A 14,635-nucleotide genomic window follows, 5' to 3' on the forward strand; every position below is an offset into this window, starting at 1 on the left:
TAATAATTAATAAAGGCTAATGCAAAAGCACTAGCCTTATTTTATAGATTTACTAAGTTAAGACTATCTCGTGTGGTATTGCATTCATTAATTATATCAACTAACGGATCCAATTGTTCATAAAATACTATAATCAAATCTCCTGTCTTACTAATTCTTAGTGCCTCTTTTAATGCATTAACTTCTTCTAAGCATATATTATACTTTTGGTTATTACTTTCTTTAATTCCCTTCTCTAAAAGAGCTGCAACTTCCCCATTTTTACGTCCTCTTTTATCTATATCTTCCTTGATTATAATCTCATCCATTAGCCTTCCGCACATAGACCCCACTTCACATATATCCTTATCTCTTCGATCTCCAGGCACCCCTATTACTCCAATAATTCTTTCTTTTTTCATTGCTGAAAGAGATTTAAGCACACTCTTATATCCTCCTATATTATGGCCATAATCCAAAATAACTTCAACTCCATCAACACTATATATATTAAATCTTCCAGAATTAAATTGTTCATTAAGTTTAAAACTCTTAACACTTTTAGCAATCATGCAATAATCAATCTTCGCCGCCACAAGCGCACCACAAGCTGCCATAACATTTTCCAAATTGAATTTTAGTTTTCCTCCTAACGCTATAGGAATATTTTTCACATCTAAAATTTTGTATTCTTTATTCGCATTAGTTACCCACAAAGCATTCTTATCTAAATATACAGCAATGCCCCCTTGAATTCTATTTTTTTCTATGAGTTCATTATCTTTACTCTGTGAAAAGAAAATCTTTTTCGCATTAATCCTACTAATAATTTTTATGCTCCATTCATCGTCTGCATTTAAAACTACATATCCATCTTCCTTAACAGCCTCTCCAACTAAAACCTTTACAAATGCAAGTTCCTCTAAATTATTGATACCATCAATTCCTATATGATCTTCAGTTATATTTGTTATTACTGCTATATCCGCCAAATCATATGCTAAGCCTTTTTTTATCAATCCACCCCTAGCAGTTTCTAATACAGCTACCTCTACTTCCTTATTTAATAAAACAGTCTTTGCACTACAATAGCCAGTATCATCTCCACTATCTATACACTGACCATCAATATATATTCCATCAGTAGAAGTCATACCAACGTTATATCCCATTTGTCTGAAAACATGTGAAATAAGTCTGGTTGTAGTTGTCTTTCCATTAGTTCCTGTAATTGATATGACTGGGATGTTTTTAGGTTTACCATTATACTGTAAATTTAATATTGCTTCCCCAACATCTTGCATTCTTCCTTTAAATGGATGAAGATGCATTCTAATACCTGGAGCTGCATTAACTTCAATAACAACTCCATTTTTAGATAGTGGCTCATTAATATCTCTAGTCTTAATATCTATTCCACATATATCTAATCCAATAGTTTTTGCTACCCTTATGCATATTTGCTTATTTTCTTCTGATATATCATTAGTGCAATCTATAGCTATAGCACCTGTTGATAAATTTGCATTTTGCCTTAAAACTACTTTTTCTCCTCTTAAAATAATATTATTTAAGCTCAATTCCTGCTTGCTTAAAAAATTCAATAATTCATCATCTATTTTAACTTTGGTCAAAGGACTCTCATGATCATAGCCTCTAATAGAATCATTGTTCAGTTCTCTTATAAGTTCCTTTAAAGCATGTTTTCCATCCCCAATAACATAAGGAGGTTTTCTTAGAGATACCGCCACCACACTATTAGCAACTATACAAACTCTGTAATCATTTCCTTCAATATATTCTTCAATTAATAAATCCTTATACTTACTTTTCATATTATTATATGCCTTTATAAGCTCCTTTTCAGATGAAATATTAAGTATAACCCCTTCTCCCTTGCAGCCATATCTAGGCTTAAGTACCAAAGGATAACCTATTTTCTCACCCTCTTTTAGCAGAGAAATCACATTACATACCTTTGCTCCCTGAGGAACTGGAATATTCTGATTAATAAGAAGAGCTTTAGTTAACTCCTTATCAGAGGCAATATCTGCTGACACACAACTAGTTTGTGCTCCTATAGTAGCTTCTATAATTCTGCCTTGTTTTCCATATCCTATTTGATAAAATCCACTATCTTCCAGTTGGAATACAGGCATTCCATGCCTTCCTGCCGCTACTTTAATAGCCTTTGTACTAGGCCCAATTGATTCCTTGCTAAGAATTTCTTCTAGGTTTTTGACCCTTCCTAAAAAATTAATTTTCTCATTATAAATCAATGCATTTATTAAGTCTACCGCAAGCCTAGCCGCTTCTATTCCTATAACTCTATACTCATATTCAAAGATAATATAATACTTATCATCTTTTATTTCTCTTGCTTTTCCATAAGCAACATCTATACCTACTCTATTTTGTATAGCTATAATGCTATGTTCACAAATATGAGCTAAATAAGTCCCTTCTTTTAGCCTTGTAACAAATCCACCCTCCTCATCTATTCCACATCTATGCTTTTTTAGCTCTGGAATAATTGCTATTAACTCATCATTAAAACCTTTAATATCTTTACTTGGAATTTCTGAATATCCACACAAATCTAACTCTACTTTTATACATTTTTTATGGGAGTATATATTTTTACCTTCATATATTATTTGGTTTAAAATCTTCATTTTCTGATTTTTCCTCCTCAAAAGGTGCCTTTCTTATAAGACTAAATTTATTTCCTTCCTTTAAAACATGAAGTCTAACATCATATATACTTAAAACTTCATCTGAATGTTGTTCTGAAACATTTGTGTAAGATATCTTACTTCCATCTATAAAGTATACTGCCCCTTCTCCAATAACCTCTATTACCCCGCCTTTATTTGCAATTATAGCCGTATTTTCATCAATTCCTATTCCAAGAATCTGAGGGTTTTGTGCGATACCAGTTAAAAGTCTACCAATTCTCCCTCTTTGATCAAAATGTTGATCTATAATAACATTTTCAATAAGCCCTATTCCTGGAGACATCTTCAACGTACATTTTCTAGGTGCATCTTCATCATTACCTTCTATAATCATAGTGTCACTCATTACTGATGCACCTGCCGATGTTCCAACTATGTATATTCCCCTTGTAGCAGCCTCCTTAATCTCGTCATATATAGGGGTGCCTCCTAACAGACTAGTTATCCTAAGTTGATCTCCTCCCGTGAAGAATATCAATGCTGCATTCTTAATTAATTCTATATTTTCTTTATTAAAAGCATCCTCTCTTTTACTGATGTCTAATATATTAATATTACTAACTCCTAATTCCATAAAGGCTTTATTATATTTACTAGCCGATTCCTTAGGATACTCCGTCGCAACTGTTGCAACTAGTATTGTGTCTTTCTCTTTATCTATGAAATCACATACTTTTGCAAGTATTTTCTTTTTTCCTTCTTTGTCCTCAGCTCCTCCAATTATAATAAGATTCCCATTTAGCTTCACAGTCATATAATCACCTCAAATCATTTATTCTTTATTTTCTCCAAATATATAGGTAATTATTCATTTTTGTTGACATAAAAAAAAGAGTTAGATTAAAAATAATCTAACTCTCATTAATAAAAACTAAAAAATAGCTCTACCAGGAATAATTAACTTCTCCCCTTCTACTACGTTATCTAGGTTTTCTATATTATTTATTTTCAATAAATCATTTACTGTAGTATTATACTTTTTAGCTAGCCCCCATAGGGTATCCTCCTTACCCATAACATAAATAATTATGCTAGCCTTTTTCTTTTGCCCCTCGCCCTCACTTTCAATGACATCCGAAATGAATTCTTTAGTTATTTCATAGAAGACCTTTGACGAAATTGAAAGAGTAGCTTTTATTGCAATAGTATTTGCTTCAATATTAGCATCTATTCCTTCTAATAAACACTTAACTATTGCCTTCATTCCTTCTTTAGCACCTGGCATATCCAAAGTAATGGTAAATGGTATATCTCCTTCAACATGTCCAAATCCTATATTATCATCTGATGTTTTATAAATTACATTTACTTTTATTATACCCTCTATTGTAATTCTATCATTTGAAATATTTTTTTCTGTTACTATAGTATTTCCTGAAGCTGTTATTATTTTTTCCGGCTTAATATTTGCTTCTTTTAAATATATACTATCTTTAACTATATTTTCAGAGGCCTGAGTTCCAAGCATGACCCCAATTTCATAATTGTTTTTTACTAGTTCAATAGGGAATTTTGGTGAATAGGCATCTTTAATTATATCAATATTTTCATCAGAAAACACTTTTACTATAGCTCTCACTAAGAATTCAGTATTAATTATCCTCGCTTCTCCTAAATCATCCTCTTCTATACTTATATCACTATTTTTAATTTCATAAGATATAGATGGAATCATATCTGCGAATATTCCTGGTATCTCTTCTTCTTTAGAAAGATAAACATCATCTTCCATTGATATAATATCCTTAGATTCATCCCCTAAATAAAGAATGTTTAATTTACAATAACATCCTAAATATATCTTGTCCTCTGCAACTTTCACTTCTTTCTTACGAAGACCCAATGAGCATTTTAAAATCTTTGAAACCTGTGGTTTATCCATTCCAATTCTTAGCATGGATTTTCCAATAAACTCAACTTCCTTATTAGCTGCAAGTCTGTTTATTGATTCTATTCTTTTTAATATTTCTATACCTTCTGTTGCTTCAATATCCTTTACGAAATCAAATTCTGTAGTTTTATAAAGCTCCCAATTCAAGTTAATAACACCTTGTATCGCAATCTTCCTTTCATTCATGATTGTTGCATCAATATGTTCAACTTTACACTCAACCTCGCATACTACTTTATGTTCTCCTTCATCAAGATCTAAAGAATTAGTGAACTTTTCACTATAATTTACTGAATTCACTATCATATTATCTTCCCTCGGGATATATAAAACATTATACTCCACTCTACCTTCAAGAATTACCTTGTCACCAATAATCTCCTTATTAGTTATTATAGGTCTTGCTTCCACCGATAAAATGACTTCAACATCTGGATGAGTATCTGGTATTAAATATTCCTCTTTAAGAATAGCTGTTGAACTATTTTCTCTTAATAATTGCTGAAATTGTAAGTTTTCTTTTACCACATCGATCTTTGACATATAAACCTCCCATAAAATTCCTATTATTTATTTATATAAAACTACCCTATCTTTTATACCAATAATTTTTAGAATTCTATAGAAAATAAATATTATTTTTTAACTTGTGAATTTTTTGAACTTTTTTAATATAACATGTTGACAATATTGTTAATTTGTCGTATCATAGTAATTGGTTATTGACCATATAACCTCTCATAAATTCTCAATACCCTTTTATACCATAGTTGAAAGATGGAACCCACCATCTTTCTTTTTTTTTGCTTATTTTTGCGCAAAAAAAGAAAACTTCGATTTTCTCGAAGTTTTATATCTAACTAGGAAAGACTAGTTGTACTGTCTTTGTTAAAACGTCTGAGTAGCTATAAGTCACGGTCCTCTGGGTGTCATTCTCTAATCTGATTACAAAAATACTTGGATAAGCACTTTCTAAGACTCCATCATTTACAAGAATCTTTTTACGGCCTCCATTAGCTCTTAATGTAACCTTCTCTCCTAGATGTCTTTCGATATCTCTCTTTATTGTTGCAATTGTTTTTACTTTTTCCATTATAACACCCTCTTTCCTAATTTTATTATATATTGAATATGCTTATTTGTCAACATAAATTTTAATTTTATCATTTTTACCTTATACTTGTCAATATATTTTTATAATAAACATAATAATAATTTACTTTTATATTATTAGTAAATATTCTCTCTTTTATTCAATAAACTTAATTCTTTGTTTTCTTATTACAATTTAAATACTCTTTAAATAATATTACTTCAGTCTTTTCAAGGTTTATATCATTCAATGTTCTGAAACATTTTAAGAATATTTAAAATTCCATATCCCCATCGTGGATTAGGATATATATCTCCAATTCTTCTTGTTGTACCCTTTGCAATATAAGCTTTTACGGTTTGAGCATACATAAAAGGATCATTACCTTGAACAATTCCCCATTCAAATAACATAGCACAAGCTCCCGCTGCCACGGCTGCAGCGACACTGGTTCCATTGAAAATAGCTGTTTTATTGTTAGGAAATACAGTTAATGCATTTACTCCCCCAGCCGCAACATCTATCATGTCAGAAAATTTCCTTTTATCAGTATATTTTTCTCTAAATCCCATCCCAGAATAGCTAAGAACATTATTATTATTTTGATTATAGGCTGCTACTGAAATCACATTATTTGAACTAGCTGGACTTGTTATAGTCCCATAAGAATCAGTTGCACTAAATCTAGTATTACCAACAGCAATTCCCTTTTGAGGCAACCAAGAGTTAAATATACCCCTTAAATATGCATTTGAAGTTAATCTAAAAGTCCATATACCTGGCTTTAAATTATAGAATCTCACACGTATAAATTCATCTCCAGTATTTTCTTCTGGAAAATAGTAATCTACTTTTATTGATGTTTTTTCGAATATAAATGTATAATTATTAGTTATATTAATTACAAGTGGTATTATACCTGTATTCTCACCAGAAGGAGATATTATATCTAATGACATTATATCGGGTACCGAAATCCAAGTATCGACCCACAAAGATTTTTGCTCAGGGGATACCACTATTTCCATAGCAGCAAAACCATTTACTCCATCTATTATTCCCGAAGTATGACCTCCTGAATCTCTTTCATTACCAACACCTGTAACGACTACTATCCCACTACTTGCAGAGATTAATTCTATGAAGTCTTCTAAAATCCCAGTTCCTTTATGATTTCCCATAGTAGTTCCAAGAGGTAAATATATAACCATTGGGTTTTTACTGTTTAATGCATATCGATACAAAAATTCAAGTGCGGAAAAAATTGATGTTATATTGAAAATAGGCATTTTAGTATCAAACCGAGCCCGATAAGATATATCTTCCATTAATTTTACTACCACGAAATTACATTCAGGACATATTCCTTTTAGTGCTGGATTTTTTCCAGTAGCACCAATTATTCCAGCCATACCCGTTCCATGTCCGATTTGATCCTTACTTGGAACAATTTCATAAGGTGACCCACCTGCTCTATTAACTTTTATTGCATTATCTATTTTATCTTTTCTATATACAGTGCCATATGGGACATAAATAAGTTCATCTTTCTCAGGTGAAATTATCGTTTGGTCCCAGATGCATTCAATTCTGGTAATTTTACTATTATCCATAAATTCCTCATTTAGATAATCAATCCCTGTATCAACAACTGCTACATCAACTCCTTTTCCAGTTAAATTTAGAGGTAGATCTAACTGTAAAAAGCCAACTTTGGAAGCTTCAATAGGTGAAACGTCTTCAAGTGTATATAATTCTGCAGGTTTAATATATATAATAAATTTAAAATATGGATCGTTAAGATTAATATCCAAATCTTTTTGTAATGATATTATTGCATATCTATCATTAATTATTGTCACATAATAATCTGATGCGTTTAAACTCTCTCCCAGGATATCACCCTCGTATTCAACTAAATACTGATGATAATTTACGTCTTTAAAAATATTTTCATTAGCTAAAATTTCGCTCATTTACAATCCTCCATATTGTCCCTTGGAATTCTTACAAATAAATTATTACAATAATATTCAGTATAATTTTTATCAATATTTCTATTTTCTCTATAGCTTCTATTAATAACATTAAATGTCCCTAACAAATCCAAGAATCCATAGCCAATCCCTTTATTAGGAAATCTATACGAAGGATTACTTCTATCTGCTCCATGTATTAAATAAATTATCACCCTTATAGAATTCATAGTTTTATCATTTCCATTAACAATCCCCCACTGCAATAAAAGGGCGCAGACTCCAGTTGCTATTCCAGTTGCTGCAGAACTACCTGAGACAGTTGTTACTCCCCCTCCAACTTGAGTTGTTAAGATATTTATTCCTAAAATAGTGAAATCAGGATTATCTAGAGTATCAGCAGCCTTAGAACCCTTGCCTGAAGAAGCTAATATAGCATTTTCATTTCCGCAATATGCTACTGTAGCTACTTTTCTTGCTGTAGATGGAATTGTTAAAGTTATAAAAGGATCTGATTCAAGAAATTTTGTTTCCTCTGGCAATGTAATTTTAGGTTGGAGCCATATGTCATATCTACCATTCGTTACATAATCCCCTCTTAATTGAAATTTCCATATCCCAGGTTTTATATCATTGAAATTTATACTTATAACCTCATGACCAGTAAAATGTTCTGGAGAAAAATATGAAACCTCCATTGTTGTATTCAAAAAAACAAATTCAGTTCGTGCTAACCTATTTCTTACTATCTTAATAAACTTAGATTCCTCTCCTGTTGGTGATATAACATTTAAAGTAGCTCTATTAGGTTTTTGCACCCATATATTAAAAGAAAAATATTTTATTTCCCTTGGAATCTTTAATTCAACTGTAGCTATATCCCCTAAATTTTCTATATATCCAGAAGCATGTCCTTCCGCCGCTCCTTCATTACCGACTCCCGCCACTATAACAATACCTCTACCACCTGATATAGAGGTTAAATACTTTGACATCACACTTTTACCATCATGACTTCCCTCAGTAGTCCCAACCCCTATATATATAACCATAGGTCTTTTAGCTTTTATAGAATAATTTTTTAAATACTCTATCCCAGCCAAAACTTCAGAATCATTATAAACAGGATTATATTCAATCCCATTGGCCTTTAATCTATTTCTAAAGTTAATAGATTCAAAAAGTTTTACAACTACATAATCACTATCATGTGCAACTCCTTGAAATTGCCCATTATATCCTCTAGCACCAATAACTCCGGCTATTTTAGTACCATGTCCTATATCATCTTTTGAAGGTACAATTTCATAAGGATTTCCACCGTTTTTATATGCATTAATTGCATTATTAATCTCTTCATTAGAATAAGTATCTCCAATATATACAGATTTATCTTTCCCTACCTGAATTGTTTGATCCCATATATTCATTATTCTAGATGTACCATCTTCTCTTTTAAACTCTTCATTAAGATAATCTATTCCAGTATCAACCATACCTATTAGTACCCCAGATCCAGTTAGATTTAAATATGGATTAATTTTTGTATTATTTATATAATCTACATTTGACGGAGAAATATCTTGTAATACATACATACCTCTTGGATTAATATAAATAATGGAGGGTACATTACGTACAAGTTGATTTAAATATTGATATGGCGTGCTTATAACTCCAATAGTACTTGTTATTATATCCCCACAAGCATATGATATCTTATCTATTTCTTCTTTTAAATTCCCTCTATATTCAACTAAAAAATTAGGTGAATCTTCAAAATATAAACTACAGTCTTTAAAACTAGCCATATATATCTCCTAAATAAGTCTTACATTTAGTAATATTTATATTTATCCAATTTTATTCATTGGAAATAAATAATTTTTTTAATACTGAAATAAAGAGCCCAATTCTAAAAAGAATAGCTCTTTATTTTAAAGGAAACCCGACTCGTATGAACTCGCTGGGTAAGTTCAAGTATCCAAATATAAAATCAATTTTGGAGCATCACCTTTTGGACTTTCACTTATAAATAAGATGACTTAGGGTACCCTTCTCTATACTTTCCTCTAGTTTGAAGTCCACCTATCCCTTTAATTCCTGTTATAGTGTTTTCAATAACATCAGTTATAGACACCACTTGATCTATTCTAGTGTATGCGATTTTTTCACATACAAAAACTGGATCAAGGCAATGGATAAGAACTCTACTTGGGCTCGAGGCAAAATTGGCACCAGCATCAAGCATACATTCATAACAACTTTGGCATGCTCCAGCAAATATTACTAATTCGTCGTAGCTTGCATTATAATCTCTCAGGGCTTTAACTGAATCAATGTAATACTTAGAATTTCTATAACATTCTAAATCTAAATAATCCTTTGTATTTTTCAGTACCCCATCATGACCAGTAAGGACAACTATATCCGGCTTAAATTCCCTAACTAAATCAACTATTACGCTTGCTTGTAGTTTCTCCGGTATAGCCTTACCTATAGCATCTAAAGATAACTGCTTATACACCTTAAGGCAAGTGTCCATGTACTCACTATCTCCATCTACATGGAGTATCCTACCAGGCCTTCCAAACATAAGCTCCTTCCTTGGCGTAATTTTGGTAGACTTACTTACCCGTGTAAGAACATCTCCTCTTAAAATAATTGCATTCTTTATTGCCTTCTTAACCCTGCTATTTAAAATCTTTTCCTGATCTCCTACATAGTCGTCATTTACACTTTCAAGGTCATCACTTGAAGAATCTGCAATTATCCTTATACTAATTCCTTTCAATATATATATTTTCCTGTTATTTTCCTCTCTAATATCTAAAATTTTAAATGTAATATCTTTATTATAAGATTTTCTAACTACTAAGTCCCCAATTTCCATAAGTTCCTCTCATTATTAAGTACTGTTCTCTATTATATGATTAAAGACAAAAAGATGCTCCTATTGAGCACCTTTTACCTATAATTTATATTCTTCTTTGAAATCTCCAAGAAGCTTTAAGAATTTTTCCTGTTCATTAATCATTCCTTGAAGTTTAGTTGCAAATGTACCTTGTCCCCAATTTACCTCATTGTAATAATATCTATTAGCAAGCCTCCAATATCTTTGTGGAAATTGCAAATAAGCGTATAAGACCTCCATTTCCTCATTACTTAAAATAGATACAGAATTATAAGATTGCACTATTGCTTTTGCAAAATCCATATTCCAATCTACTCTTTTAAGTACTTTAATCATAAAGTTAGATATGTCGAAGGTTCTAACCTCTCTTTTACAATAATCAAAATCAATTACATGAACATCATTATTTTTATTAAGCACAATATTATGATATGTGTAATCATGATGGCAAAAACTCTTTTCCTGATCTGCCGCTGCACATAACTCATAATAGTTTGAGCCTTCTAAAGTCGTAAGAGCTTTTTTGCCTATATCTTTATAAAATTCCATGGATGTTAGATATATCATATCGAAATCACTTTTAACACTTTTTTTTCTTATCATATCTCTCATTTTATCTAATGACTTAATTCTTTTAGCCATAAGATGTGTCCATCTTCCTAAGTCAGTTTTTAATTTCGAGTTATCTGGGGGATCATATCCCTTGGATGCTTCATGCATTATTGCTAAGGTTTTTGCTGCAATTTTTACTTCTTCAATATTATGAAAATCACATTCCCTTCCCTCTAGCCATTCTGAAAGGGTGTATAAGTCCTCATTTACCAATGCATACGGTTCTCCTTCTGTATTTAAAAAATATCTATCAACCCTATCGAACCCATTTTTAATAAGATGTTCCTTAGCTCCATATACAAATAATAGTTTTTGAGGTCCATAGTTTATTTTTTTTAAACATCTCTCACCTTTATTGGTCTTTAAATAATAAACTCCTTTATTGGCCTTTAATACCTCGATTTTAATATCAAATTGTCTTTCTATTTCGAATTCCCTCATCATCTTCCTCACCTCTTTTATATTTATATGTAAAGAGTATTTCTTTTATTAACAAAAGTTGAGGGAATTTAATATAATGAATAAAGAGTAATAAGAAAGGATACATCATGAAAATTGGCATAGACGGCAGAGCCGCTAAATGGTATAGAGGAACTGGTATAGGAACTTATACTCATCAGCTAATATCAAGTTTGAATTCAGTTGACTCTACTAATAATTATCTTATTTTTCTACCTGAAAATTCTTCGCTTGACAACTTAAAACCAAATTTTAATATAGAGCCTGTTAAATCTACCCTGAAGGAAAATTTTTGGGATGAAGTAAGCGTTCCTAATATACTTGACAATCATAATATGGAGCTTTATCACGTTCCTCAAAATGGTGTTGGGCTTTCAGAAAATATAAATTGCCTTAAAGCTATTACATTGCATGATATAATTCCTCTAAGAATGCCTGAAACAGTAAGTGATAAATATTTGCGTATTTTTAATAATGAGCTGCCAAAATTATTAAAAGACTGCGAGGGGATTATAACAGTATCTGAATTTTCAAAACAAGATATCGCTCGTGAATTTAGTTTTCCTAAGGATAAAATATATGTAACTCCCCTTGCTGCTGAAAGTATATATCAACCTATGAGTAAATTTGTATGCAAAAATATACTAAAAGAAAAATATGGCATAGAAAATAATTTTGTACTTTATGTTGGAGGATTTAGTCCAAGAAAAAATATTTTAGGATTAATAGAAGCCTTCTCTTTAATCCCTTCTTGCAGTAGAAAAAACTGTAAATTAGTCATTACCGGTAAGAAGGGGCTGTCCTATGAAAAATATAAAAAAAGAGCTGATGACCTTAATTTATCAGACGATGTGATTTTTACAGACTTTATTCCTTTAGAGGATTTACCCACTTTCTACAATGGCGCAGAAGTATTAGTTTTCCCTTCATTTTACGAAGGTTTTGGTCTTCCCCCTCTTGAAGCTATGGCCTGTGGTACTCCTGTAATCGCATCTAATTTAACCTCTCTTCCAGAAGTATGCTATGATTCTGCTTTATTAATAGACCCTTATAATGTAGATGAATTAAGCTATGCTATTGAAAGAGTATTAAACGACAGCTTGCTAATGCTAAATATGATTAAAAAAGGTTTGATTAGAAGTTTGAACTTTTCTTGGGATGATACTGCATTAAAAACTATTAAGGCTTATAAAACCATGGTAAAATAAATTATAACTTCTTAACTTTCTTGAATTTAAAAAGTTAAGAAGTTATAAAGTTTTAGCTAATATTAAATTTTATTCTATACTTTTCTAAAAATTCTCTCCTAAAATCCTCATTCATGATTTTCATTTTTAGCCTATTTATAAAAACTTCCTCTTCCCAGCTTTTTTGTTTATGATAATAAGAGGTTACCATTCCACAAAATTCCCTAGGAAATAATAATAATATATAAAGTAATTTGTATTCTTCATTCTCCAATGGGTAAATTTTATTATAACCATCAATAACGTCTAAAGCCTTACTAAAATCAAAAGCAACATTTTTTATTCCATTTAAAAGTAGATCTGCTAAATCCATTATTCTTAAATCTATTGAACAGTAATCAAAATCAATTAAGTACATTTCATTACTTGAAAATAGAAAGTTGTGCTCTGCTAAATCATTATGACATACAACTATATTCTTTCCAGCTTCCCTATAGTCACTATACTTACTAAGGGCTAATAATTTTATGGCTTCTTTTATTTCTTTTATATATCCCTGTGACTCATGAATAAATAAAGAGTCAAATTCATTTGTAAATCTAAAACTCTTTACTAAAATTTCTTCTTCTTCTATATTTTTCAAAGCTTCTCTGTATTTTATAACTAAACTTTTATCAATTTTGCTTTTAATATTTTTCTCACCAGCGAATTCCAGGGACGCTAAATGTGCTTTAGCTAATAATTCTCCACACATTTTAAATTCTATTGGATTCGTAAAAGTAGCTTCTCTCCCTTCTATTAAATCCATAAGAACATAACAATTTCCCTTCCACATCTTATACTTTTTTCCATCAGAAAATGTATTAAAGGAAATTATATTGGGAAACTTTTTACTGATATTCTCTACACATAAATTAATAAAATTTAATCTTTCTCCATCATAATCGACCTTTTTCAGTATTTTATTCCCCTTATCTGTCTTTAATACAAAAACTTTTCTTAAAGGAATAATATCAACAACTTTAACCCCTAATGTTTTAAAAAAGGTTGAAGTAAGTTCATAGGTAGAAAGATATTTTTTTTCCGGATACCTAAGCTTATTCATTTTTGCCTCCCTGTTTCATAACCTTATTTTCATATTTTGATATCTCTTCAATATTTTTAAAATAATCATCTGGAGCCATATTTCTTTTTCCCTCAGAATACCTTAACCATTGCCTTAGGGAATCATAGGGTATTTCTAATAGTAGTTTAATATACTCTTTACTATTATTTTCTAATTTTTTTTCAATTATATATCTTTCTATATAAGCCTCTTCATTAGGACTAATTACACGCCTTCTTATTTTTTTTAAATATTCATATATATCCTCTTCAATTAGATTATAGCTAAGGCCTTTTATATTCCCTATTTCAATTCCATTATTTTTTCTTAAGTTTCCTTGATCGGTCCTTCCTAGGCATATCTCATTTTGCTTCATGCTTCTTTTAATCAAACCTAGGTAATCTATCCCTCCGATTTCTTCAAGAGCCCTTTCCCCTTGCTTAATAATATTTCCACCTTTACTTAATAAAAACCTGTCCATAGAATTTGAAAATTCCTTTTTTTGTCTCCACTCTAAATCCTTTTTTAATCTCTTTATATACACTTTTATAGATTCTACTCTTTTCCCTATAGTACTATTAATTCTAAAACTACCATTATAATGATACCCACTCAAAATTGAATGAACATCACTAATCAATTTAATTTGTTCTAAAGTAGCCTCCTCAGTATAACTTGGAT

Annotated in this window: 11 protein-coding genes; 1 reads left to right on the forward strand and 10 read right to left on the reverse strand. The window is 30.7% G+C overall.

All coding sequences use genetic code 11. The features are described from left to right. Positions 1 to 41: 41 nt before the first annotated feature. The 8 genes from cphA to CLVI_RS06065 form a co-directional block, all read right to left on the reverse strand. Positions 42 to 2,654, reverse strand: a complete 2,613-nt coding sequence (gene cphA / locus CLVI_RS06030; protein ID WP_106059212.1) for a cyanophycin synthetase — start codon at positions 2,652 to 2,654, stop codon at positions 42 to 44. Continuing rightward, on the reverse strand, positions 2,626 to 3,471 hold the full coding sequence (locus CLVI_RS06035; protein WP_106059213.1) for a cyanophycinase: 846 nt from the start codon (positions 3,469 to 3,471) through the stop codon (positions 2,626 to 2,628). Before CLVI_RS06035 ends, cphA begins: the two co-directional genes overlap by 29 nt. 117 nt (positions 3,472 to 3,588) lie before the next feature. Continuing rightward, the gene (locus CLVI_RS06040; RefSeq protein ID WP_106059214.1) at positions 3,589 to 5,151 is read right to left on the reverse strand and encodes a DUF3794 and LysM peptidoglycan-binding domain-containing protein; all 1,563 of its coding nucleotides are present in this window, start codon (positions 5,149 to 5,151) and stop codon (positions 3,589 to 3,591) included. Positions 5,152 to 5,464: 313 nt separating this feature from the next. Next, on the reverse strand, positions 5,465 to 5,701 hold the full coding sequence (locus CLVI_RS06045; RefSeq protein ID WP_106059215.1) for a Veg family protein: 237 nt from the start codon (positions 5,699 to 5,701) through the stop codon (positions 5,465 to 5,467). 242 nt (positions 5,702 to 5,943) lie between these two features. Further along, the gene (locus tag CLVI_RS06050) at positions 5,944 to 7,677 is read right to left on the reverse strand and encodes a S8 family peptidase (RefSeq protein WP_106059216.1); all 1,734 of its coding nucleotides are present in this window, start codon (positions 7,675 to 7,677) and stop codon (positions 5,944 to 5,946) included. Beyond that, on the reverse strand, positions 7,674 to 9,488 hold the full coding sequence (locus CLVI_RS06055) for a S8 family peptidase (protein ID WP_106059217.1): 1,815 nt from the start codon (positions 9,486 to 9,488) through the stop codon (positions 7,674 to 7,676). Before CLVI_RS06055 ends, CLVI_RS06050 begins: the two co-directional genes overlap by 4 nt. 218 nt (positions 9,489 to 9,706) lie before the next feature. After that, positions 9,707 to 10,570 carry a sporulation peptidase YabG gene (yabG, locus tag CLVI_RS06060; protein ID WP_106059218.1) on the reverse strand — a complete coding sequence of 288 codons (864 nt, stop codon included), beginning with the start codon at positions 10,568 to 10,570 and terminating at the stop codon, positions 9,707 to 9,709. Between the two features lie 78 nt (positions 10,571 to 10,648). Beyond that, a complete protein-coding gene (locus tag CLVI_RS06065) occupies positions 10,649 to 11,647 on the reverse strand; it encodes a CotS family spore coat protein (RefSeq protein WP_106059219.1) in 999 nt (332 codons plus the stop codon). Between the two features lie 104 nt (positions 11,648 to 11,751). Between CLVI_RS06065 and CLVI_RS06070 the strand changes: the two genes are divergently transcribed. Beyond that, positions 11,752 to 12,870 carry a glycosyltransferase family 4 protein gene (locus tag CLVI_RS06070; RefSeq protein ID WP_106059220.1) on the forward strand — a complete coding sequence of 373 codons (1,119 nt, stop codon included), beginning with the start codon at positions 11,752 to 11,754 and terminating at the stop codon, positions 12,868 to 12,870. Positions 12,871 to 12,922: 52 nt separating this feature from the next. Here CLVI_RS06070 and CLVI_RS06075 read toward each other — a convergent pair whose 3' ends face one another. Both CLVI_RS06075 and CLVI_RS06080 read right to left on the reverse strand, forming a co-directional pair. Further along, complete coding sequence (locus CLVI_RS06075; RefSeq protein WP_106059221.1) at positions 12,923 to 13,954, reverse strand: CotS family spore coat protein; 1,032 nt, start codon at positions 13,952 to 13,954, stop codon at positions 12,923 to 12,925. After that, on the reverse strand, positions 13,947 to 14,594 hold the full coding sequence (locus CLVI_RS06080) for a spore coat protein (protein ID WP_106059222.1): 648 nt from the start codon (positions 14,592 to 14,594) through the stop codon (positions 13,947 to 13,949). The genes CLVI_RS06075 and CLVI_RS06080 overlap by 8 nt, the downstream gene beginning before the upstream one ends. Positions 14,595 to 14,635: the final 41 nt, after the last annotated feature.

The sequence above is a fragment of the Clostridium vincentii genome, assembly GCF_002995745.1.
Classification (GTDB): Bacteria; Bacillota; Clostridia; order Clostridiales; family Clostridiaceae; genus Clostridium; species Clostridium vincentii.